Here is a 25,052-nt window from a genome sequence, read left to right as displayed (position 1 = left end):
AAATTAACGTTTGCCAATCTCTTTAATTTCAGCGACGGCGGTGTTGGATTTTTGGCTGATACTGCCGTTGATTAACGGGAATTTACCGTCTTTCAAATCCTTCACCCCTTCTTGAATTAAGAGCGGGATATTATTCGAGATAATCACGTTACCTTGGTAACGATTGTGATGACCCTCGATATTGCTTACCCCGACCGAGGCACTTTCGACATTTGGTCGGTTATTGCCGGTTAAATTTGCGCCGTTTAACTGCACATGATCTTTTACCTTGACATTCAACTCATCCCCGTGGATACCGGAAACATTCACCACTTCATCTTGTTGCACAAGGCTGCCGGATACCGTTAACGACGATGGTTTAGCCGTTTTGCCGGTCACCGGATTGTGTTTGGCGAATCCGGCATTTTCTGCCGCAGAATTAACCGCCCCCGTGACTTTATCTTTTACCGCATCGGTTTTTTCAGTGGACGGAACCGCTTTCATCACACTGGTCAATGCGCCGTTATTTTGTGCATTTGTCGCATTGAGATCCAAATTAAAGGTCAGGGATTGTTCCGATGATTTTCGACTTTCCACCGTCAAATTACCGCCGATATTGGCGTCGACTCGTTCGCCTTTCACATTTGCGCCGGCAACGGTTAAATTGCCTCCGCTGGTCAGGGCGACGGTTTTGCCTTTGACTTGACTGTTGATTTGCTCGGCTTTTTCTTTGTTATCCAACGCGATGGATAAGGTGGCGGTGCCGTCTTGTGTGGTTTTGTCTTCACCGCTCACTTTTTTGAGATTACCGTTGCCGCCCAAGCTGACGTTGCGGTTATCTTTGTGTTCGCGGTTGGTGAGGGATTCAATCACAATACTGCCATTTTTTGCTTTTAAATCAACGTTATCTCCACTCAAATTGCTGCCGGCGATGTGAATGGCCTTGTCCGATTTACCGTTAGCGCCGATTTGAATATTATCGGCTTTTAAATCCGTCGCTTGATAGTTGATCGCGGCTTGGTCGGTTTTTTTAACGCCGACATTCAATTTAAGCGAACCGTTTTGCGCCGGTTTATCGCCGGAGGTTGAGCCACCGCCACCGCCGATCCCGACTGACCAATCTAAACCTTGCTCACGGCTTGAACCTTGTGCAGCCGTGATAACCGCACTTTCATCCGCCTCGATAGTCAGATTGCCGGTCTTGCCGCTCATGCCTTGCAGTAATACGTTTTTGCCTTTCAGATTGATGTTTTTCGCCGCAATTTCTCCCGCGGTTGCGGTAATGGATTGGGCATCCTGATTATTTGCGCCGCCGCCTAAACCGCCCGAGCCGGATTTACTGCTTTTGCTCATGCCGGCCGAGACGCTTAAATCCAGATTAAAGCCGTTTGCACTGCTTTCTTTAACATTATTGGCTTGTACTAATTTAACATCGCCGTTGCTGTTCAGGGTGAAGCCGCCATTGTCGCTATGAATTTTATTGCCTTCTAACACAATGCCTTTTGCCGCATTAATATCAATATTATCAACGGCGTTAAATCCGCCGATAACGGCTTCACTGCTATATTCACGGCTGTCGCTGTGTCCGCCTTTGCCTTTGGCGGTGATGGTGACGTCTTTACCGGTAGAAGTGGCAACGCTGAGACTCGCTTCACCTTTGTCTTCGCTAACGGTCACATTTTTGCGGTTTTCTGCCGCGACGTTGGCATATTCTTGCGCGTTTAAGGTGATCGCCCCCTCTGTGGCTTGATAGCGTGTGGCTTGGTCATGAATACGATCCGCCGTGGCGTTCACGCTGCTCGCTTCGATTTGCGTCACTTTGGCTTGGCTGCTGTCGAGGTTTTCGACTTTTTTGCCGCCGCCGAATTTCATGGTGACACCGGCATTCGGCGCACCGACGCCGCCGATAGAGGAAAATGCGCTGACCGGGCTACCGTCGGCAAGGTTGTTCACCGCTTTTTCGATTGGACGAGTTATGCCGCTGAGTTCGATACCCGTACCGACATCATGATTGAACGTGACGGTGGTGGTGGTCGATTTTTCACCGTTACTTGCGGCTTGGCGTTGGATCGTGTTTGCCGTTTCAGTGAGGGAGCCGGCGACTTGATGGCGACCGCCCTCATATTGCAACCTGTTTTTGGCATTTAGCTGTAGATTGCCGGCAATTTCAGTAGCCGATTCCAGTGCCGTTGTGCTTTCTTTTTCAACATTGGTTTTGTTAAAACCGCTTTCTAAACCGACCGTCACCCGATCCATACCGCCACCGGCATAGACGCCGAAACCGGCGGTGCGACTTTCGCTATTGACGACAGTGGTATTTTGTTGCGCTGTGATATGGATGTTCTCGGCGTTAATGGTTGCATCGCCGTTGCCGGTTTTTAATTTTGAACCTTTAATATTGACATCGTTTTTACTGTCAATCTTCAGCGAGCCGCTTTGTACTAAACTGGCAACATGGTTGGTTTCGCTGCGTGCTTCCGCGGTCGAATTCATTTCCAAACCGACACCGGCACGATATTGCTTATCTCCGTCTTGTTTGGCATAGGCTGTGCCTTTCAGCTCAGTGGTTTTGCTTTGGCGATCTAAGTTCTGTTGTGCGCCTGCGATATTGATATTGCCGACGGCGGTGAGATTGAGCTGTTCCGCCACTTTAACCACGCTGCCGATCACATCAATGTTTTGATTGGCGATCAGTGCAAATTTGGCGTTAGAGACTAATTCCGATTGTTTAGCACTCTCGCTGGTTTCATTGATAGATTGGGAATCTTTGGTGATATTAAACACCGTTCCATTACGTTGATCGATAATGTTATGGCTGAAATCGGTGGCATTATCAACACGGATTGCGCCTTGGCTGGCTTGCGCATAACCGCCTTTAGCGGCGACGATATGGCTGCCGGTGACTTGCACGCCCTGATCGCCGCTGACGACCACAATGCCTTTGGCATTGATTTCAGAAGCAATCTGCAATTTATCACTGTGATTATTGTCTTTGTCATAACCGCCGCCAATGCCGCCCCAGTAGGTTTGGTTATCACGCACTACTTTGTTATTGTTGATCTGTTGTGAACCGATAATCACTTTGCCGTTGGCGTGTAATAAAATATCGTCACTGCCATTCAGATTCGTGCCGCTGAGTTCGACATTTTTTGCCGCTGAAATGCCGATTTTGCCATTACTCGCCAGTTCGGTTTTATGCAGATGTTCTTTCTCACTGGTGATATTCCAACTGCCGGTTTCCAATGCTGCGGTATGGTTTCGTTTATTACCGCTATCAACGCTGGTTTGTTTCTCAACACTGCCGTGAGTGAGAACACTGCCTTTATCGGCTTTGAGCAGCAATTTATCGTGCCCTTCGATTAAACTTCCGCTGATATTGAGATCATCAGCCGTCGCACGAATGGAAACATCGTCGGCTCGAAAACGGTTGCCCTCTTGTTTTTCGTTGTGTTTGACTTTGGTTTGATTGTATTCCCAAGAATATTTCCAGTTGTGGTCGATCTCCGTGTCTTTATCTTTGATTTTTTGTGTGGTTAAATCCACTTTTCTGCCGACAATCTGTAAGGATTTGGCTTGAATAGCGGCAGCATTGGCATTGACGCTGTTTTTTGCCGCCAATACGACGTTATCCCCTTGAATTTCAGTTTTTTTCCACTGTTGCGATTCTTGCTCATTACGCTTTTTGCTTGCGCCATAATAAGCCGAATAGTTGCCGTCTCGCTCGCGGTGTTTTGTCTGTTCAACGAGTTTGCCATCTAGGTTGACATCTTGTCCGATGGCTTTCACATTGCCTTTAATATCGGCAGCAACAAAATTGATCACATCGGTTGCATTCACATTCAACCCGTCGCCCGTCGCGGTTTGGATATCACCGCTGAGATTCACGCCGTTACCTGCGCCGGTGCTGACAATATTGATACGCCCGGCTTGCATGCCACCGACATAGTAACCGTCTAAACCCGCTTCTTTATTGTGGCGGTTTGTCACTTTTTTGCTTTCATAATCAACGGTGTTGCGACCGGTGTAGCTGTTGATCTCTTGTTTGGCCTGAATTTTGCCGGAGGCGGTGATTTTCGGTGCGACTAAATCTAATACATCGCTGCCGGAAATGCCTTTTTCTTTAATGGTCAGGCTGTTATTGTTGCCTTGCGCAGCGGTGCGCAGGTTTTTGATTTTGCCTTGTTCGATTTCGGCACTGCCGACCACCATTGAAGCCCGGGGGATATTAATAAACCCACAGCCGTCGCAGGTGATACCATTAGGGTTTGCCAACACATAATCTGCGGCTATGCCGAAAACTTCTTGTTGCCCTAATAATAATGAAGGATTGCGGCTGACGACTTCATTTAAAATGACTTTTGCGGCTTGATTGGGCGTTAGATTCGGGTTGGCTTTCAGCTCACCGGCGAGTACGGATTTGCCGTCGTTGAGCGAGTTGTTCAATACCGCACCGGCGGTATCAACGTTGTATTTATCGTAGGTATTGTGTGATAGCCCTTGTGGATTTGGGCGAACAATATCGATCACCGCGGCGCCGTTTGTTGCGGTCGTAATCGTTGTTGGTGCGTGATTGCCGCCGCCAATAATTTGTTGATTAGCATGAGAAAGCGCTGATGTCATGCCGCCTAACAAGGCTAGGCTGAGCGTACAACTGAGCTTCCCTTGGAATGATAACTTAAATGATCGCATTTTCTTTTCCTTTAAGGTGATAATTATAAATAGGATTGTTAAAAAGCATCTCTTAAAAAGAGAGTGTAATTTTGCCTAACATACGGCTTTCATTTTGGCGCACGGGTGACGACACAAACCAACCGCGATCAAAAGAAAAAGATCCGCTTAGCTGCTTATAGCGCAAGTGAATCCCAAAGCTTGTTCCGACCGCACTTTGCCAAGCATTGTTGCCGTGTCGGTTAAAAAGTCGCCCTGTATCCAATCCCGCATAGGGGGAAAGTTGCAGGGTGCGATAATGGATTGGATAAGAGATATTGTTGCGTAGTAGCCAACCGCTGTCGCCGCTGAAACTGAATGAATCAAATCCGCGGACACTGTTGCGCCCGGTGAGCTCAAGCGTTTCCACTGAGGGCAAACGCTGCGGCGAATACTGTGCGACAATCTGGTGATGGAATCGCAGCGTATTTATTGGATAGTGCCAATTAACATTCAAGCTCCATTTGTTAAAGTGCGGTTCAGTCAGGTGTTCGGATGTGGCTTTTGTTGCGCCGAAGATCCCCAAACCGCGCTGCACGCCGATATTGACATTAATGGTGTGCTCGCCTATCAATTTTAGGTAATCCAAATTCAGTTCGGCGATGCTTAAGCGTAGGTTTTGATCAGGATGGCGATAACCGAGTAATTCACTTTGGCTGCGCTTGTGGCTCAATCCGCTGCTCAAAGTAATAATATGCGTTTGGTGGCGGTTTAGTACGCGATCCAAACGAAAACCAAGCTGGCGGCTTGCGCCTTGATAACGTGCGCCGGATAGCGGTAGGCGAGTGGCGGATTCTGCTTGAGAGGCGAATAGGCTTGCAGTCCAATAACCATAAGGAATCAAATATAATGCGCTGTAAGTGCGGTTATTATTTTCGGCTTTTTTCGTGAGCGGTTGTCCATAGCTCAAGGCTAAAAAATCGGCCCGCCCGGTAAGGTTATCAATGCTGAAGCCGAGTTGACCCTGCAAGCGTCCATGTTGCCGACTGGCATAGTTATCTAGAGAAAGCGTTACACGGTAGGGCGATTTGGTTTGATTGCGTAAGCGGACAATTGAGCCGCCAAATTGCGTTGCCGGTAAAATATCCAGAGTTGCATGATGTGACTGCAAACGGTTGAGCTGATCCAGCCCTTGATCTAAATCACGGATGTTTAGTGGCTTCCCAATCAGATTTGGAAAGAGATAATCAAGGGCGATAGTGTGATCCTCACTTTCTATCGCTTCTAATACGCCCTCGACCCAATGCAGGCGCAACGTATTATTTTCGTCCAACGGGGCAAAAACCGCTCTTGCAGTAATATAACCTTTGTCTAGATAACGCTGAGTGATTTCGCGAATGAGGCGATTCACGTTACTATCGCTAATACAATCCGCCGGAATCGGCGATAATCCGGCTAAATCTTGTTCTTTTAATAAGCTGATACCGGATAATTGAAGCCCATTTAATGGCAAACATGCCTCGGAAAGCGGGATTTCTTCACTTGTGATACCGGACGGCGAATGCGGTGATAATTGCTGATAGCGGTTTTCTTCAATTTTTTGCTGAATAGCCCGCTCACTTTCGCGCAGCTGTTGTTCGTGTTCGTTTACTGCTTGTGCCGCAAAACTCAATGGTAATCCAAGCAGTAATACGGAATAAGTGAGCCAAGGGGATTTTTTCTTTTTCTTAAATGCAAATAACACAACTACCTCTGAGAAATAATCAATAGAAAATAATGACTAATGATTATTTTTTTCCTTGCATGGTACGCCCTGTTGCACCATTAGCAATATAATTTACAAAGAATATAATTTCATATCGTTACTTGTTTCATTTGCAAAAAATAGAAAAGATATTCATAAAGCGGGATAATAGAAAAACGGATTATATAAAGAGAACACAGTAAGACTAGATTTTAAAGCGTAAATTTGTGAGCCATTTCACAAATTATAAATGATATTACTTATCATTACTTTAATTGGTGCGTAAATTATGATCGAAATGGAGTGTAAACTGTATTTTTGATACTTGAAGTGTGTTTTTATCTTTATGTTTGCTTGAAAGCCGTAGGTAATTTTTACGAATTCCAGTTAAACTGTAGGCTGGCACGATACAGAAAAGACAGGTAACCTCATGCAAGAAACTATCTACTCCGTCAGTCAACTGAACCACACCGCGCGCTTGCTACTCGAAGGGCAACTTGGGCATATTTGGCTGACGGGGGAAATTTCCAATTTCAGCCAACCGATTTCAGGGCATTGGTATCTCAGCCTCAAAGACGAAAACGCGCAAGTGCGCTGCGCTATGTTCCGCATGAAAAATTTGCGCGTCGGCTTTCGCCCGCAAAACGGAATGCAAGTGCTGGTGCGCGCGTCGGTGAGCTTGTATGAACCGCGTGGCGATTACCAACTGATTATCGACAGTATGCAACCGGCAGGTGACGGCTTGCTGCAACAACAATTTGAACAACTGAAACAAAAACTGGCGGCGGAAGGGTTGTTTGCGCAACAGTTGAAAAAGCCGATACCGCACTTTAACCGTCGAGTCGGCGTGGTTACCTCAAAAAGCGGGGCGGCATTACAGGATATTTTGCAGGTGTTGCAACGGCGTGATCCCAGTTTGGAGGTGGTGATCTACCCGACACAAGTGCAAGGCAAAGAGGCAACGGCAGAGATTGCGCAGATGATCGAACTGGCAAACCGCCGTCAAGAGGTGGAGGTGTTGATCGTCGGACGTGGCGGCGGTTCGTTGGAAGATCTGTGGTGCTTTAACGAAGAAGCGGTGGCACGCGCGATTTTTGCCTCCGCCATTCCGATTATCAGCGCGGTGGGGCATGAAACCGACGTGACGATTGCCGACTTTGTTGCCGACTTGCGCGCGCCGACACCATCGGCGGCGGCAGAGTTGGTGAGCCGCGATCAGCGCGAATTGTTACAGCAGCTACAATACCGCCAACAACATCTGGAAATCGCCTTTGATCGCCTGTTCGGCCGTAAACAACAGCAATGGGAACGGCTGAATCTTCGCCTGAACCAACAACACCCGAGCAAACAACTACAGCTGCAACGGCAACAAACCCGGCAAATCATCGCACGCTTGGAACAGGCGATTCAACGTCGTTTGGATCAGCAACGGCAACACACACAATTTATGCAGCAACGCCTGAGTCATGGCATTCAACGCCAATTGGATTCTAAACGCCACCATTATGTGAATCTGCAACAGCGTTTACAGCAAAATCCATTACCGTATCGAATCGGGCGGCAGCAACAGCAGTTGCAACAACAGCAAGTGCGGTTGCGCAGTTTAATCGAGAAAATCTTATTGACCGACGGTCATCAACTGGCGCAACTGTGTTCGCAATTAAACAGCCTCAGCCCATTGAATGTGTTGGCGCGCGGTTATTCGATTTCGCAAAACCAAGCCGGTAAAGCGATTACCGCCAGCAGTCAACTAGAATTGAATGATCAGTTACTAACCCGATTTAGTCAAGGGGCAGTGTTAAGTCGGGTGGTTAAAATTTTGCGCTAAAGGCTTAAGCAATTCTTAAGCAAATTCCGCTATATTTTGCACGCAAAGCGCATTACAATGTGCGCCGAATTTACGTTTTATTAACACAGTTAGGAATTTTTATGGCTTCAAAAATGAAAGATACGCCGGAGCGTTTCTCACATATCACGTTATCACTCCATTGGTTGATTGCGATTTTCATCATCGGTTTAATGGCGTTGGGCGTATATATGGGCGAAACCGCAAGTTACGACTTATACCCGACGCATAAATCCTTGGGCATTTTTATCTTTATTTTCATTGTGATCCGCGTGTTGTGGCGTTGGAAAAACGGTTGGTCGCAACCGACCGGCAAGCATAATCGTTTGGAACAAATACTGGCAAAATTGATCCATTGGATCTTAATTCTCGGCACCTTGGCGTTCCCGATCTCAGGCATGCTGATGTCTTACGGCGGCGGACAAGGTTTGCAGCTGTTCGGCTTAGATCTGATTTCCGCCAATTTAGTGGATGGAAAACGTGAGGCAGTCAATGGTACTTTAGCCGGCGTAGCCAATGAAATTCACAAAAGTTTGCTGCCGATTATGCTGGGCGCCATTTTGTTACACATTGCCGGTGCATTGAAACATCACGTCATCGACAAAGATAACACCTTAAAACGCATGCTGGGTTTTAAGAATAACGCATAAAATGAATTGATAAGCGATAAAGGGTAGCAGGCAGCTACCCTTAGTGCTATTTGTTTTTTAACCACCGCTTCAACCGTTCGATTCCCTCACGCATATGCGCAATTTCGCGGGTGTAGGCGAAACGTAAATAGTGCTTTGTGCCGTTTGTGCCGAAGTCGATTCCCGGGGTAGTGGCGACTTGGATTTCAGCCAGCATGTCTTTGGCGAATTGGTAGCTGTCATCGGTGTAACGCGACACGTCCGCCCACAGATAAAACGCGCCTTGCGGTTTAAACTCGATGGTAAAGAGTTGTTTTAATTCGTTATACAGATAATCCCGTCGCTGGCGGAACGTGATTTGGATTTGGTCTAAATAGGCGTTATCAAAGGCTTCCAATGCGCCGTATTGGCTCAAACTCGGGGCGCAGATAAAGATATTTTGCGCAATAATTTCCGCCTCGCGCACGTTGTGTTCCGGCACGATAATCCAACCTAAGCGCGCGCCCGGCATACAGAAATATTTGGAAAAACCGTTGATCACATAGGCGTCAGGATTGAATTGAAGTGCGGTGGCGGCGTGCTCTTCATAGACCAAACCGTGATACAGCTCGTCGGAAATAAAAGCAATCTGATGTCGGCGGCAATAGTCATTGAGGGCTTGCAGATTTTCGGCGCTGTAAATATTGCCGGTCGGGTTTGCCGGCGAAGAAATCTGTAAGGCACGGATTTTTTCAGATTGCGCTTGCAACTGCGGCACGGTTAATTGATAGCAACTGCTTTTGTCCACCGGCATAAAGTGCGGTTCGACTTCCATCATGTAGGCAAAATTTTTGTAGCACGGATAGGAGGGATCAGTCAGCCCCAATTTTTCGCCTTTGGCTAAGGTCAGCGCATAAGCGATAAGAAACGCGCCGCTGGTGCCGGGCGTGAGCAGCACGCGCTCGGGGGCTATCGTGACTTGATAGGTGGTCTGATAATGCCGGCAGATTTTTTCACGCAGGGCGCGCAAGCCTAAACTTTCGGTGTAACTGAAGTGGTTATTTTCAACCGCACTTTGCAGTGCATTTTTCACCTTCGGCGACGGTGGCAAATCAGGCTGTCCGATTTCAAAATGAATGGCATTCGGATATTTGCCCGCCTCACGCACAATATCCATTACAATAAACGCACTCATTTTGTCATAGCGCATGATTTTCCCCTTAAAATACACATAAAAAATTGTTGTCATGCTACGGTAATACCCGAGTGAGCTCAAGTGCAAAACAGCGAAAAAAGCAAAATAAAAAATTCACAATTCGAGTGAAGATCTGTATAATCCAAGCGCAATATTTTTACCTTCATTTTTTCCACCCTTTCAAAAAAGAGAGATATTGCAATGCTGAGAGTCGCCAAAGAAGCCCTGACCTTCGACGATGTGTTACTGCTTCCCGCCCATTCTACCGTTCTGCCGAATACGGCTGATTTATCTACCCAACTGACTAAAGACATTCGCCTGAATATTCCGGTGTTATCGGCGGCGATGGACACCGTTACCGAAGCAAAACTGGCAATTTCTCTGGCACAAGAGGGCGGTATCGGCTTTATTCATAAAAACATGAGTATCGAACGCCAAGCCGATCGCGTGCGTCGTGTGAAAAAATTTGAGAGTGGGATTGTGAGCGATCCGATCACGGTTCGCCCTGACATGAGCTTGCGTGATTTGGAAGTGTTGAGCAAGAAAAACGGGTTTGCCGGTTATCCGGTCACCACCGAAAGCGGCGAGTTGGTCGGAATTGTGACCGGACGTGATGTGCGTTTTGTCACCGATCTCGATCGCCCGGTTACCTCGGTGATGACTCCGAAAGAGCGCTTGGTCACGGTGAAAGAAAACGAGCCGCGCGAAGAAGCCTTCTCCTTAATGCACGCCCACCGCATTGAAAAAGTGCTGGTGGTTGATGACGCATTCAAACTGGTCGGCATGATCACCCTGAAAGATTACCAAAAAGCCGAAAGCAAACCGAATGCCTGTAAAGACAAATTCGGGCGTTTGCGTGTCGGTGCGGCGGTCGGCGCCGCCCCGGGCAATGAAGAGCGGATCGCCGCCTTGGTTGAAGCCGGGGTTGATGTGTTGCTGATCGATTCTTCGCACGGGCATTCCGAAGGCGTGTTGCAACGGGTGCGTGAAACCCGTGCCAAATATCCGGATCTCGCGATTGTGGCAGGTAACGTTGCCACTGCCGCCGGCGCGATTGCGTTGGCTGACGCGGGTGCAAGTGCGGTTAAAGTCGGGATCGGACCGGGATCAATTTGTACCACCCGGATCGTCACCGGTGTTGGCGTGCCGCAAATCACGGCGATTGCCGACGCTGCCGAAGCCTTGCAAGGGCGCGGCATTCCGGTAATCGCCGACGGCGGGATCCGTTATTCCGGCGATTTGGCAAAAGCGATTGCCGCCGGAGCGTCCTGCGTGATGATGGGGTCGATGTTCGCCGGCACGGAAGAAGCGCCGGGCGAAATCGAGCTATATCAAGGCAGAGCGTTCAAGGCTTATCGTGGTATGGGTTCATTGGGCGCGATGACCAAAGGCTCGTCCGACCGCTATTTCCAATCGGATAATGCCGCCGATAAACTGGTGCCGGAAGGGATCGAAGGGCGTATTCCGTATAAAGGTTTTCTGAAAGAGATCATTCACCAACAAATGGGCGGCTTACGTTCATGTATGGGCTTAACCGGCTGTGCCACGATTGAAGAACTGCGTACCAAAGCGGAATTCGTCAGAATCAGCGGCGCAGGCATTAAAGAAAGCCATGTGCACGATGTGGCGATCACCAAAGAAGCCCCGAATTATCGTATGGGTTAATGTCTAATACAGCGCCTTAATCACTTTCCGCTCATTGTACTGAGCGGAAAGGTGAGCGATAAAATGAGCGAATGTTTCACGCAATAAGGACAACTCAAATGCTACAAGCGATTATTTTTGATATGGACGGTGTGATTGTTGATAGTGAATATGTCGAATTTGCGTTGCAAAAAACGTTTATTCGCGACATTCAAGAACATGATCGCGAGATTAGCCATCAGGAATATTCGCAGGTTGCCGGTAAATCACTGAAAGATATTCCTGAGATTATGCAACGACTGAGCGGTTCTTCGTTGCCGTTAGACGACATTCGCGCACGCTATTTGGTCTTTTTCCATAATATTTTCGATCCTATTGATTACTTAACCATTTTTCGCCAAGAGATTAAGCAGATTATTCAGTATGCCAAAGCCAATAAGATTAAATTGGCGGTAGCTTCATCGTCTGCTTTGGCGCATATTCAGCGGATCTTAACTGCTTGCGGCATTATTGATGAATTCGATCTGATTGTCAGCGGCGAGCAGTTTGAACACAGCAAACCGCACCCGGAAATTTACCAATATACCTTGCAAAAATTGGGGGTAGCGGCACAACGTGCGGTGGCGATTGAGGATTCTTATTACGGCATTATCGCGGCGAAACAAGCCGGTATTCCGGTGATTGCTTACGAAGAAACCCGTATGGCAATCGATCAGTCTTTGGCGGATTATCAAGGCAAAGATATGACGGACATTTTAACCATTATTAAAACACTATTCACCCCAACCGTAGAGAACAATGCATGAGTAATATTCATCAACATAAAATTTTAATTTTAGATTTCGGCTCGCAATATACGCAACTGATCGCCCGTCGAGTGCGTGAAATCGGGGTGTACTGCGAACTGTGGGCGTGGGACGTTTCCGAGCAGGATATCCGTGAGTTTAATCCGAGCGGGATTATTTTGTCCGGCGGGCCGGAAAGCACCACCGAAGACGACAGCCCGCGCGCGCCGGACTATGTGTTCAATGCCGGCGTGCCGGTGTTGGGGATTTGCTACGGTATGCAAACCATGGCAATGCAGTTGGGCGGCTTGACCGAAACGTCCGATCACCGCGAGTTCGGTTATGCGGCGGTTGAAGTGGTACAGTCTAACGGATTGTTTAAAGATTTACAAAATGCCTTGTCAGCACAACAACAGCCGTTATTGGATGTGTGGATGAGCCACGGCGATAAAGTGACTAAAGTGCCACCGCACTTTGAGATTTCCGCCGCAACCGACTCCTGCCCGATTGCGGCGATGGCGAATAAAGAGAAACGTTTCTACGGCGTGCAATTCCACCCTGAAGTGACGCACACCAAGAGCGGTTTGGCATTATTAACCAATTTTGTGGTCGGCATTTGCGGTTGCGCCACCGAATGGACGGCGGAAAATATTATCGAAGACGCGGTGGCACGGATTAAGCGGCAAGTGGGCGGGGACGAAGTGATTTTAGGCTTGTCCGGCGGTGTGGACTCTTCCGTGACCGCACTTTTACTGCACCGTGCGATTGGCAAAAAACTGCATTGTGTGTTCGTCGATAACGGCTTGTTGCGCTTAAACGAAGCGGAGCAAGTGATGGCGATGTTCGGTGATAAATTCGGTTTGAATATTATCCGTGTCAATGCCGAAGATCGTTTCCTTAACGAGCTGGCGGGCGTATCCGATCCGGAAGCGAAACGCAAAGTGATCGGTAAAGTTTTCGTTGATGTATTCGATGAAGAATCGCATAAACAAACCAATGTGAAATGGTTGGCGCAAGGCACGATTTATCCCGATGTGATCGAATCCGCCGCCTCGAAAACCGGTAAAGCGCATGTCATCAAATCACATCACAATGTCGGCGGTTTGCCGGATTACATGCAATTGGGCTTGGTCGAGCCGTTAAAAGAGTTGTTCAAAGACGAAGTGCGCAAAATCGGCTTGGCGTTAGGCTTGCCATACGAGATGTTATACCGCCACCCGTTCCCGGGGCCGGGTTTGGGCGTGCGTGTATTGGGCGAAGTGAAGAAAGAATATTGCGATATTCTGCGCCGTGCCGACGCAATTTTCATTGAAGAGCTGCACAAAGCCGATTGGTATCATAAAGTCAGCCAAGCCTTCACCGTATTCCTGCCGGTGAAATCGGTCGGCGTCATGGGAGACGGGCGCAAATACGACTGGGTTGTTTCGATTCGCGCGGTGGAAACCGTCGACTTTATGACCGCCCATTGGGCGCATTTGCCGTATGATTTATTGGGTAAAATCTCCAACCGTATTATCAACGAAGTGAACGGCATTTCACGCGTGGTGTATGATATAAGTGGAAAACCTCCCGCGACGATTGAGTGGGAATAAGCTTTTATATCAAATGATTAGCCTCGATTTTTTGAGGCTTTCGTTAATTGGCGCATGATTAACTACAAAGTGCGGTTACAAAATTCAACTATTGTTGAATTTATCAAATTTTGTTACATTGAATGCCAATATTAATGGGGAGAAAGAAGATGAAAATTGCGGTTTATAGCACCAAAAAATATGACAAAAATTATTTGGAATTGGTCAATGTGAAGTACGGTTTTGAGTTGGAATTCTATGATTTTTTGTTGAATGAACGCACGGTTAAAATGGCGGAAGGCGCGGACGCAGTCTGTATTTTCGTGAATGATGTGGCGAATCGGGCGGTGTTACAAGCATTGGCTAAGCTTGGCGTAAAATTTGTGGCATTACGTTGCGCCGGTTTTAATAACGTGGATTTGCAAGCGGCAAAAGAGTTCGGGTTGAAAGTGGTGCGGGTGCCGGCGTATTCGCCGGAAGCGGTGGCGGAGCATACCGTCGGCTTGATGTTGGCGTTAAACCGTCGGATTAACAAAGCTTATAACCGTACGCGAGACGCAAATTTCTCGCTCGAGGGCTTGATAGGTTTTAATATGCACGGGCGTACCGCAGGCGTGATCGGCAGTGGCAAAATCGGGATTGCGGTCATGCGGATTCTGAAAGGTTTCGGCATGAATATTCTGACTCATGATCCGTTTATCAACCCAAGTGCGGTCGAACTGGGCGCGGAATATGTGGATTTGGATACCCTGTACGCGCAATCCCATGTCATCACCTTACATTGTCCGGCAACCGCAGAAAATCACCACATGCTCGATCGTGAAGCATTTGCGAAAATGCGCGACGGTGTCTTGATCGTCAATACCAGCCGTGGCTCACTGCTAAATACCGAAGATGCGCTGCAAGCATTGAAAACCCGTAAAATTCGCGGCTTGGGCATTGATGTGTATGAAAATGAGCGTGATTTGTTCTTTGAGGATAAATCAAACGATGTGATTCAAGATGATACGTTCTCATTATTGGCAGCGTCACATAATGTACTGATGACCGGACATCAAGCATTTTTAACCGAGGAAGCGATCACCAGCATTGCTGAGGTTACACTGCATAATATTGCCGATTTAGTGCGTAACATTGAAAGCCCGAATGAAGTTAAAGCATAACCTTCATTGTGTTAAAATATTGATTTTATGCGAATTAATTTTATAGATAAGAGTGTCTTGATTTAACTCTTTGTTTTATATTGTTTTTATATAAAAAGGGTAAACAAGTTATAGGATTATTTAACGATACGGCTTGAAAATCAGTTCGGAAGTGCTTATCTTAAACAAACTGAAACAGACCAACTAAGGAAAAATAAAATGAGTGAAGTAGTACACGCAACCGACGCCAGCTTTGAAAGTGAAGTTTTGCAATCAAGTCTCCCGGTGGTATTGGATTTCTGGGCGCCTTGGTGCGGGCCGTGCAAAATGATTGCCCCGATTTTGGATGAAGTGGCAGTCGAATTAGACGGTAAAGTGAAAGTGGTTAAAATCAACGTTGATGAAAACCAACAAGTTGCGGCAAAATTCGGGGTGCGCAGCATTCCGACATTGGTGGTATTCAAAGAAGGTAAACCGGCGGCAACCCAAGTCGGTGCATTGCCGAAAAACCAATTAATCAGCTTAATTGAAAAAGCCATTGCCTGATAAATCTTAATTATTGGCTTTAAAACCAACCCTTGTGTTTTCACACAAGGGTTTTTGTGTTTTGGGATAAAAGTGCGGTTAATAGCTCACACTGCAATCCAGACAATAAATATACTGTCCGCGCGGGTCGTTCAATTGTTTTAACACCCCGATTGCGTTTTTCAATTGTTTGTTTTGTTGCGGAGCCAAACCTAGGAAATTCAATACCGCACTTTGTACGTCGCTCTTGCCGCGACTGAGAATCTGCTTCAGCCAGCCTTGCGGTTCTTCCACAAACCACTGTAATGGTAACGTTTCAAATTGAGGTTCGCCCTCGGCTTGCAACTGATTAGCCAATTTAACCGCAGCCGCAACGGCAGTGTTAAAATCGCCCAATTCATCAACCAGTTTTTTGTTTAACGCATCTTGCCCCAGCCAAACTTGCCCTTGCGCAATCTGATTCACTTGCTGCTTGCTTAGCTTGCGCCCGCTAGCCACTAAAGTTAAAAATTTATCATAGCCGTTTTCGATGGTCAGTTGGATCATTTGATTGGCTTCCGGCGGCAATTTTTGCAATAAAGACAATTCGCTTAACGGACCGGTGCTGACGCCGTCGCTGTTGATTCCCCAATTTTTCAAGGTGTTTTCCAAGGTAAACAATGCCGCAAAAATGCCGATAGAACCGGTGATGGTATTTGGATCGGCAATGACATAATCCGCTTCGGCGGCAATCCAATAGCCGCCTGACGCTGCCATGCCACCCATGGAAACCACAATCGGAATCCCTTGTTGTTTGATTTGTTGTAATTGTTGGCGAATCAATTCCGAAGCGAACGCACTTCCGCCCGGCGAATTAACCCGTAAAATCAGCGCTTTTACATTATTATGATCATCGAATACCTCTTGCAGCTGCGCCACAATGCTGTCGCCGCCGGCACTGTCATCACTCATGCCGTCCACAATTTCGCCTTCCACATTGACGACCGCAATCTTATCCTGCTTCAGGTAGTTGGTGCGATCCGGCAGGCTGGCGAGATAGTCGGTAAATGCGACTTGGTTATAGCTGTGTTGATTCGGGTCATAGCCGAATTGCTTAATCAATTGATTTTGAATTTCCCAATCACTGTTCACTTCATCAACCAACCCTTGTTGTAGCGCATATTGCGCACTGTCGCCCTGTACGGCTTTCAGTTTTTCTAAAAAGACATCGGCGTTGGGCAAGACCGCACTTGGTGAAATATTTCGGTTTTCCGCAATAATTCGTTGATAATTTTGCCACATTTGGTTTAACCAAAGTGCGGTATTAGCGCGCGCTTCGTTTGACATATTATCACGCATAAACGGCTCGACCGCCGCTTTATAAGTGCCGACCCGAAAAATATGGGGGGTAATCTTTAGTTTGTCGATTAAGGATTTAAAATAGAGATTATTTTGCGCCAAGCCGACAATGCCGACCTCGCCAAGTTGGTTTAAATAAATTTTATCGGCATAACTGGCAAGCAAATATTGCGCCTGCGAATAGGTGCGGGCAAACGCATATACCGGTTTGTTTTGCCGCTTGAATTGTTTCAGGGCTTCGCCGATAAACTGCATTGACGGCAAATCGCCGCCGCTGAAATAATTCAAATCCAATACAATCCCTTTGATTCGCGGATCATCAGTCGCCTGTTGAATCGCACCGACCACATCAAAGGTTGAAATTTGTTGCGGAATCCGTTGGTTATCCAATTCATGCAAAGCGCTCAATAAGCTGTTTTGCGGGCGATTGTCCGCCAAATAACCGTCAAGATTCAGCACGAGAGCACCTTCACCGATTTCAGGTGATGATGACGTTTGCATAACTAATCCGAATACACTCAGGCAAAGCAAAACAAACAATAGAAATACCACATTCATCACGATATCGCGGATAAAACATAAGCCGCGCCACAGCGTTTTAATGAGGTTCAGTAAGATACGCATTCCATTCTCCTTTAAAAAAGAATAATTCTTAATTGGATAAAAATAGGGTATATTGTAACAATAATTTGCTGAGAATAATGTAAAAATCGAAACGGAGATCAAAATGGATGCTTTGGAATTGTTGTTGAGCAGACGTTCAAATAAAAAACTCGTCGAACCGGCACCGCAAGGTGAACAACTGGATAATATTTTACAAGCGGCGCTGCACGCACCGGATCATGGTCGTTTAACACCGTATCGGTTTGTGATTATTGAAAAAGAGGGCAGAGCGGTATTAGAGCGTTTATTAAAAAGTGCGGTTGACGAATTGGGCTTGGGCGAAGAGCGCAAGAAAAAAGCCGAGGATGTCAGTCATCGTGTGCCGATGTTTATTGCCGTGATCGCCAAAATTAACACCGACGTACCGAAAGTACCGGGTTGGGAACAAATGCTCACCGCCGGCTGCGCCACCTACGCCATGCAATTGGCGGCAAATGCACAGGGATTCGACAACGTGTGGGTGACCGGCCCTTGGATTGACGGCGCGGAACTGCGCCAAGCCTTTGGCTGCGAAGAACAGGATAAAGTCATTGCGTTAGTGATGATGGGCACGGCGGAGCAAAAATTGGAAAAAGCCAAGACCTATGATTTGACGGAGTATGTGAGTTACCTATAAATACTTTCCAAGAAAAACCGTACTTTGCTGCTCAAATCAACACTTTTCCCGATTTGTATGGCAACTATCTTAAACTTGGGAAGCTATCAATATAGTTCAGAAGTATGCGCACTTGAATGCAGGGCATTTACTGACCTACGCAAATCAAGTCAAAATCTCGTCAAACTCGTTGCCTGACTTCTCAAAAAGCATAGCAGGGAATGATGAACTGGAAGAAATTTCAGAAAATAAAAAAGCCGTAAGTTATTGATTTAGCGACCATTACTTACGACTTCATTCAGAAAAGTGGCGGAGGAAGTGAGATTCGAACTCACGGAGGGCGTAAACCCTCGCCGGTTTTCAAGTCCTATCTGACATAAAAAGAACTTAATTTAAAACACATAAAATTCAATGACTTGCATTTCTATCCACTATATGTTTTTCCATTCAAAATATCAACTAAATACCTCTTTTTAGCTCTTTTTGGGAATGTTCTGGGAATATTGTGATCCCCAAAAATATCACCAATCATATTTGCTTTAACTCCTACCACTACACCCATAACTATTTTCCTTTCTTAACTCCCGCCATAATAACTTTCATAAAATTACTTATATCACACAAAAACAAAAAAATTGGCGCACTAAGTGAGATATATCACTCAATGCGCCGAGGTTATTTAAGCAGCGGTATCTTTGATTTTGCCACTGGCTAACGCATACGGATTAATGTAACCCAGATAATCTTCCGGCGTAAAATCTTCCGGCTGCGCTTGAATTAGCTGCGTTAATGCCCAGTCATAGCTGACCGCGTTGCGGTCTTCCGGCAGCGGATTGAGGTTAAACGAGCTAAACGAGAGCGCATTTTTACCCGCCGCTTTTGCTTTTGCACTGACATAGCAAGCAACAACGACAGTCGCGTTATTATTGATAAAATCAATGTTAAGCCCAGTGATTTCATGATAGCTGCACGTTGCGCCGGTTTGTTCGTCTTCGATTGATTTTTCGATGTATTTCATGGTTAGTTTCCTTGTTTTTGATAATAAAAAACCGCACTTTGTGGGTGCGGATATGGGATTGTGACACTTAATTTTTAGCCACTAGCATATTAATTTCTGGTGAGAAATCGGCAGAGGTTCCTTTGTATGTGCTCGACGAGCGTTGCTCCGTCTTATATTCCACTGTTACTTGCTGACCGGCAGGAACGTTATATTTAAAACCTCCGTCAAAAACGACTTCATCGGCTGCCTCATCACTATAAACGATATTTCCATTCATCTTGATTTCTACCTTTGCCCAACCGCTCTTATAAATACCTTCGTCACCAAGAATCGCTCCTTTTCTTCCGCCTTTAGAGGAGAACCTAAACGGCAGTGAGATAACGCTACGATTAAAATCCATTGCCGGGATAACGATGATTTTGTTTCTTCCACAGCTGTAAACTTTAACTACATCGCCGACAATATTCCGAGCGTACACAGTGCCGTGAAACGTTCCCGATCTTGCTGTCACATTGCCATTTTTATCAACTAAGAAATTACCGTTATTACTGTTAATGCTGCCGTCACTTCCAATTCTAAGCGTACCTATTGTGGCTTGTCCGCCGTTAATATTTGGCGATGTTAACGTCTGACCCGCCCGAATATGCGTACCAAGTATTGAGTCTTTAGCAACTAAGCTGCCGTTAATCGCTACTTTGTTATCTACCACTGTCAGCATATTGATAACATTCCCGTCACTGGCATTTTTGACGACGCCGAACTTGTTCGCCATCACAATCACTGAGCTTTCAACCGTTTTGTTATCCGCCGTTGCGCCCATTGCGATTCCAGCAATTGCCGTACGTCCGCCTGCGATAGCTTCGGTTTTCAGCGTGCGGGTTGCCGACAGCTTACCGCCGACATCTGCCACCGTTTTTTGTACATCGGTGATTTTTGCTGTTGCATTGTTCAACGATGATTGCATTGCGGTGATTTTGGTTGCGGTTGCTTGTTTGTCTGTTGCGACAGCGGATTGCAATGTCGTGATTTTGGCGCTGCTTGAACCCGGTGTGTACGGTATTAATGGTGCATCTAAACTTGATACTTCGCACAGTTGCGGCAGACAGCAGAACAAATAACTATCGGTGCCGAAATTAGAGCGAATTGCGATACCAATATTGACAAAATCTACGCCATCCGGAATCACTTCGTTAAAATAAAAGTGTTCGAATTGCGTGGTTGATGTATAAACATCGGCGGCCGCTTTTCGTCCAAATTTGCCTGTCGCTATTGTCGTCATGTTCGATGGGTATCGGTAATTACCTTTCTTAACCCGAGTTTTGCTAACGCCAGTTGTGCCGTTGCTGCCACGAAAATCTAAGTACAACAAATCACCCGAATTAGCTCGCAAGCCCCAACCGGTTACATAACAGCTAAATTGTAAAATCTGCCCGGCACGCACCGGAAATCTTGCAATACTATTAACGTAGCTGTTGGTTGCACCTGTTGGATTCTCGGCATTAGTACGATTATCACGGATGCCGAAAACCGCTTCATCTCTTAACGCATATGTCCACTGTGCATTTTTCAGATTGTGGTAGCCGGTAATGCCGCTTGCATTTGTTAGCGTATAGCCCTCCGGAACATTACGATTATCAGGATATAAAAACTCACTGTTTTGCAGTAAGTTTCCGCTTGCACCGAGAGAGGCTTCGATAGTGCCGAAACGTGTCGCACTGGCTTGATTAGCCGTTGCAACCGTGCTTTCAAGTGCGGTGATTTTGGCGTTAGTCCCAATAATCGCTGCATTGGTATCTTCAGGTGCTGGCGTCCAGTCCGTTGCGACATTGCCACGTTCTAACTTAAGCTTTCTAACTTCATACTGACCCGGCGTAGCGTTATTGATTTCAAAAATAACTTGCCAATACAAATGAGCAGAGTGCTTATCTTGTAAAGTGAATGTATAGCTAAACATCTCCCATTTATTCACTTCTGATGCTGTGAAGTATTTGGCTACATTGTCGTATCCGCCTGTAAAAAACTGACGAACAAAAAAACGAATATAGCCTACAGTCAAAGTATTTACTTTTGCCTCAAAACTAATCGTGTAAGTTTTCCCCGGGATTAACTCATTCGACAACACGGCGTTTTGTGAAGAACGCTGATAATACTGAACCCAAAAAGCACTTGTAGATTTTAATGTTAACGTATCATCAGTCCTTGGCATTTCTGCCTGAGTTTGATTTGCGTGTTTAGAAAAAATCCATAGTTTAGAATCGGTTAGTTTTCCCGTACTTAACAATAAATTCCTCCCGCCAACAGACAGATTATCAAACTTGCTATTCATCTCAGTAAACTGTGTTGCTGCCGAGCGCTGATTATTCGTCACCGTTTCGTTGAGCTTAGTTAGCGTACTTTCAGCAGTACCAAGTCGTGCACCTAACTTTTTACTTTCAGCCGCTTGAGCCTCGTCTGCTTCGATCCGAATGCGTTTTTCTTCGGTCAAATCTGCTTCCGCTCTGCCGACACGTCCGGCAAGGGTTTCGCGTGCCTTCGCTTCGGCTTTGTCGGCTTCGGCGCGAGCAGATTTTTCAGATTCAACTGCAGCAGCAACAATACCGATAGCGCTTTCATTGTCTTCCGGCGCTGGCGTCCAGTCCGTTGCAAGGTTGCCGATTTCGAGTTTAGCTTTACCGATATACAACTTAGTTGCAGACGCCATGGCAATCTGAATCATGCCTGCGTCAACACTGGTGACAACTTTATCTTGAATAGTAGAGGTTACAGACAATCTACCTTTGTAGTTGAGTGCCGATCCGTTACCCAAGGCGGCAGCGTGATATTGAATAGTACCATCTTCATAACGCACTCTAATCTCAGTGATGATCCGGTTATATCCTGTTGTTGCTAATACACCGCCGACAACCTCGGCATCGACAGATAGTGTTAAGACTTTTTCACGGTTAATCGCTTCAAGAAAATCCGGGCTAATCTCAATACTCGATCTGCCGATTGTAGTTCTTGAGATATTGGCGGTATTCAAGAAGTAGTTTCGCCCACCAACAGACAAGTTATCCAGTTTTGCGGTCAGTGTTGTGGTTGTTGATACGGCATTATCTGCTGTTTTTTGGGCAGTGCTGATTTGTGTGCCAAGTTCTTTTGCTTTATCAAGTAAATCCTTAGCCGCTTTGTCTGCTGCCGCTTTGACTTCCGCACTGCGTTTAGTTGCTTCCGCGGCAATCGCCTGACTTCTCGCTTGTGCTTCTGCCAAAATTTGGGCGGATCTGTTGCGTGTTTCCGCTAAAAGGTCATTTCCAAGCCCCTCGATTCCGCTTTCAAACCCGGTCAACTGTGCGATCAAATCTTTACCAAGTGCGGTCTCGGTAATTTGTCCGTTGAGATAGTTAACGAGATTATCTGGATTGTGATCCGCTTCGCCAAAAACCGCCTCAGTGAAACTGCCTTTATTACCGTTTTTATCGGTCAAACGCACCCAAAAATAGTGCTTTTCCGATAGTCCGACATTGCCTTTAACGTAGCTTGTCGCCGGATATGCCAACGTTGAGATTTTGACCGCACTACTTAAATTCGGCTCACGAGCGTGCCAAATCTCTGTAGCATTGCCGACAGTCGCCAAGACTGGCAACGTCCATTCAACGTTGATCGCCATCAGCTCTGATGTGGTACGCAAATCCGTGATCGTCAGATTAATTTCAAACGATTTTTTAACCGGGTTAGAGTATTGCCCCAGCTGATTTTTAGCGCGGATTTCGGCGGTGTAGCTACCGTCCGGCAAACCCTCAAAAGTCAATTTAGGCTCTTTCAAATCGGTATAAGTGCGGTACACTTTTCCGTCTTTATAAAGTTTGACTTCGTAAGTGACAGTGCCAATTATGGTCGGCTGCTCCCATGTCAAAATGATACCGTCGGTGCCAGCAGCAATGCTACTGTGAGTCACTTGTGCTGGGCGCATTCTGTGCAACGTAGTTTCGCGCGCCTCAAAATGCGCCCCATTATCGACGATAGATTCTTTCTGCGGTTCGTGCTGCAGCGCAGTAATGGTAAACGTGCCGTCTTCGCTATTTTCACTGATATTGATCGCACGGTAGAGTTGTGTGCTGACCTTGGCTTGATTCAACGTCCATTGTTGCAACGGCTCAAGTCCTGCAGGGGCAGAGTCCAATGTAACGGTTTTTTTATCTGCAGAGACTGACCGCACTTTGATTTTTTTGCTTGCCAAAGCGTTATCAATCACCGCTGCATAGCAGAAGTAAATTCCGTCAGTGAAATCAATTTCCCGATCAAGTGTTACCGTCATGCCATTAATGCTTTCAACGCGGCCACCGATATTCGTGCCTGCAAAATGGTTGTCAGCGATTTCAATAATATCGCCCGGAAGATTGCGTAACCCCTCTGCGCCGACGGTAAAGGTAATGGTACAAACTTCAAGCCGTTCAGTTTCTAAAATCCATTTGCCATGGCGGTGAGCCTGTCCGCGGCTGGTGCAGCCGTATGCCACCACCTTTTTGCTGTTGTAGCCATAACGCTCAATCAGTGCGTCATCAGCAACATATTCAACGGTAGATTCATAGTGGTTATCTTTGTCGGCAAACTCCACCTCAACAGCCGTGTGACGGTCTTTGAGAGCGGAGTAGGCACGTTTAAAGCCGCTGACGGTATTGGCTTGTGTATAAGTACAAACCGGATCGCCAGGGCGATCTTGCACCACTGTCAGCATAGAGCCGTCCCACACCGGCATACCGCGCATAATGGACGCCAAGTCATAAATAATGTCATAAGCGTCTCGTTGTTCGGTTTGCCAGATATTACAGGTCATGCGTGGCTCTTTGCCGCCATAACCGTCTGGCACCAACTGATCACAATATTGCGCAATGGCATACATCGCAAATTTATCGCAGCCGTACACGCCCAAACGTTCGCCCAAGCCGATATCCGCACGGGTCACAACATCATAAAAGACCCAAGCCGGATTGTTACTGAACTTTCTGACGAATGAGCCGTCCCAAAAGCCATTGTACTTGCGGGTAATCGGATCGTAATTGCTCGGCACGCTGACAATCATGCCGCGATCAAGTGCGGTAATATCCGGGATATTGCTGATCTGACGAGAGTCAAAGCTGAAACCGGCTAACGCTACGTTCGGATAGGACAGTTTAGCGTCAATGATTTCGGTGTAGCCGCCCCAAAAGGTTTCATTTTGCAAGCGTTGCGATTTGCTGTCTTCTGTCAGTCGCTCGACGGTCACGCGAAATGGCACCGGCGGCAGATTTTCAAGCATGATGTGACGCAAGTATTGCGAGGAGCTCTTGCCGTCAATTATGACCGGCTTGCTCAGATCGCCATATTTAATCAGCAGTGATACCGACGATCCGACAGTATCCCCATTGTCCTTTTGCTGAAACAAACTGCGCACGCCGAGCGTAATGCGCAAGCGGCTGACATCTTTATCAGTAATGGTGCGCGTGGTCGGCAAATTTTTCTTGATTGTGGTGCCGACAGAAATTTCTTTCTCAGAATAGTTGAAGCCTTTTAACGGATCTTGGTCTTGCGTGCCGACGGTGTATTCCACTTCGACATTGTTGAAGTTATAGCTGCCGTCCGCATTCATCACCGGCGTGCGGTCAAAGTAAAGGTTTTTGAGTGTATGTTCCGGTCCTTGGATTTCACCGACGCTGGCAATCCCGACAAGCCGTAATTTTTGCGCTGATTTCAGTGTATCCGGCGCTTCTACCGGTGTTCTTGCGCTGCCGCCTTTTTTACCACCCATATT

The 25,052-nt window shown here is 46.7% G+C and carries 15 protein-coding genes; 8 read left to right on the top strand and 7 right to left on the bottom strand.

Annotated elements, in window-relative coordinates; genetic code table 11:
• Nucleotides 1–3 precede the first annotated feature (3 nt).
• The gene (locus tag ACWA5Z_RS12455) at nt 4–4,668 is read right to left on the bottom strand and encodes a hemagglutinin repeat-containing protein (RefSeq protein ID WP_431052849.1); all 4,665 of its coding nucleotides are present in this window, start codon (nt 4,666–4,668) and stop codon (nt 4–6) included.
• A 52-nt stretch (nt 4,669–4,720) separates the two neighbouring features.
• Nucleotides 4,721–6,370, bottom strand: a complete 1,650-nt coding sequence (locus ACWA5Z_RS12450) for a ShlB/FhaC/HecB family hemolysin secretion/activation protein (RefSeq protein ID WP_431052847.1) — start codon at nt 6,368–6,370, stop codon at nt 4,721–4,723.
• A 430-nt stretch (nt 6,371–6,800) separates the two neighbouring features.
• Between ACWA5Z_RS12450 and xseA the strand changes: the two genes are divergently transcribed.
• Nucleotides 6,801–8,198, top strand: a complete 1,398-nt coding sequence (xseA, locus tag ACWA5Z_RS12445) for an exodeoxyribonuclease VII large subunit (protein ID WP_431052845.1) — start codon at nt 6,801–6,803, stop codon at nt 8,196–8,198.
• Between the two features lie 101 nt (nt 8,199–8,299).
• Entirely contained in the window at nt 8,300–8,866 is a 567-nt protein-coding gene (locus ACWA5Z_RS12440) for a cytochrome b (RefSeq protein WP_431052843.1), read from the top strand.
• Between the two features lie 46 nt (nt 8,867–8,912).
• Here the strand turns inward: ACWA5Z_RS12440 and ACWA5Z_RS12435 are convergent, their stop codons facing one another.
• Nucleotides 8,913–10,034, bottom strand: coding sequence for a pyridoxal phosphate-dependent aminotransferase (locus tag ACWA5Z_RS12435; protein ID WP_431052841.1), 1,122 nt, complete (start codon nt 10,032–10,034; stop codon nt 8,913–8,915).
• Nucleotides 10,035–10,220: 186 nt separating this feature from the next.
• Between ACWA5Z_RS12435 and guaB the strand changes: the two genes are divergently transcribed.
• The 5 genes from guaB (at nt 10,221) to trxA (ending at nt 15,707) form a co-directional block, all read left to right on the top strand.
• The gene (gene guaB / locus ACWA5Z_RS12430) at nt 10,221–11,684 is read left to right on the top strand and encodes an IMP dehydrogenase (protein ID WP_431052839.1); all 1,464 of its coding nucleotides are present in this window, start codon (nt 10,221–10,223) and stop codon (nt 11,682–11,684) included.
• Between the two features lie 98 nt (nt 11,685–11,782).
• Nucleotides 11,783–12,469, top strand: coding sequence for an HAD family hydrolase (locus tag ACWA5Z_RS12425; RefSeq protein WP_431052837.1), 687 nt, complete (start codon nt 11,783–11,785; stop codon nt 12,467–12,469).
• Entirely contained in the window at nt 12,466–14,040 is a 1,575-nt protein-coding gene (gene guaA, locus ACWA5Z_RS12420; protein WP_431052835.1) for a glutamine-hydrolyzing GMP synthase, read from the top strand. The genes ACWA5Z_RS12425 and guaA overlap by 4 nt, the downstream gene beginning before the upstream one ends.
• Before the next feature lie 149 nt (nt 14,041–14,189).
• Nucleotides 14,190–15,182, top strand: coding sequence for a 2-hydroxyacid dehydrogenase (locus ACWA5Z_RS12415; RefSeq protein ID WP_431052833.1), 993 nt, complete (start codon nt 14,190–14,192; stop codon nt 15,180–15,182).
• 198 nt (nt 15,183–15,380) lie between these two features.
• Nucleotides 15,381–15,707 (top strand): thioredoxin, encoded by a 327-nt coding sequence (gene trxA, locus ACWA5Z_RS12410; protein WP_449343107.1) that lies wholly within the window; start codon nt 15,381–15,383, stop codon nt 15,705–15,707.
• A gap of 78 nt (nt 15,708–15,785) precedes the next feature.
• On the opposite strand, the gene sppA is transcribed toward trxA, so the two are convergent.
• Nucleotides 15,786–17,648: a signal peptide peptidase SppA gene (gene sppA, locus ACWA5Z_RS12405; RefSeq protein ID WP_431052831.1), complete on the bottom strand. Its 1,863-nt coding sequence runs from the start codon at nt 17,646–17,648 to the stop codon at nt 15,786–15,788.
• 103 nt (nt 17,649–17,751) lie between these two features.
• Between sppA and ACWA5Z_RS12400 the strand changes: the two genes are divergently transcribed.
• The gene (locus tag ACWA5Z_RS12400; protein ID WP_431052829.1) at nt 17,752–18,303 is read left to right on the top strand and encodes an NAD(P)H nitroreductase; all 552 of its coding nucleotides are present in this window, start codon (nt 17,752–17,754) and stop codon (nt 18,301–18,303) included.
• Between the two features lie 403 nt (nt 18,304–18,706).
• On the opposite strand, the gene ACWA5Z_RS12395 is transcribed toward ACWA5Z_RS12400, so the two are convergent.
• The 3 genes from ACWA5Z_RS12395 to gpJ form a co-directional block, all read right to left on the bottom strand.
• A complete protein-coding gene (locus tag ACWA5Z_RS12395) occupies nt 18,707–18,844 on the bottom strand; it encodes a hypothetical protein (RefSeq protein ID WP_431052827.1) in 138 nt (45 codons plus the stop codon).
• A 117-nt stretch (nt 18,845–18,961) separates the two neighbouring features.
• Nucleotides 18,962–19,300: a hypothetical protein gene (locus tag ACWA5Z_RS12390; protein WP_431052825.1), complete on the bottom strand. Its 339-nt coding sequence runs from the start codon at nt 19,298–19,300 to the stop codon at nt 18,962–18,964.
• Nucleotides 19,301–19,367: 67 nt separating this feature from the next.
• On the bottom strand, nt 19,368–25,049 hold the full coding sequence (gene gpJ, locus ACWA5Z_RS12385) for a TipJ family phage tail tip protein (protein WP_431052823.1): 5,682 nt from the start codon (nt 25,047–25,049) through the stop codon (nt 19,368–19,370).
• Nucleotides 25,050–25,052 lie beyond the last annotated feature (3 nt).

Source organism: Testudinibacter sp. P80/BLE/0925 (genome assembly GCF_053570785.1).
This window is presented reverse-complemented; position numbering and strand designations above follow the sequence as displayed.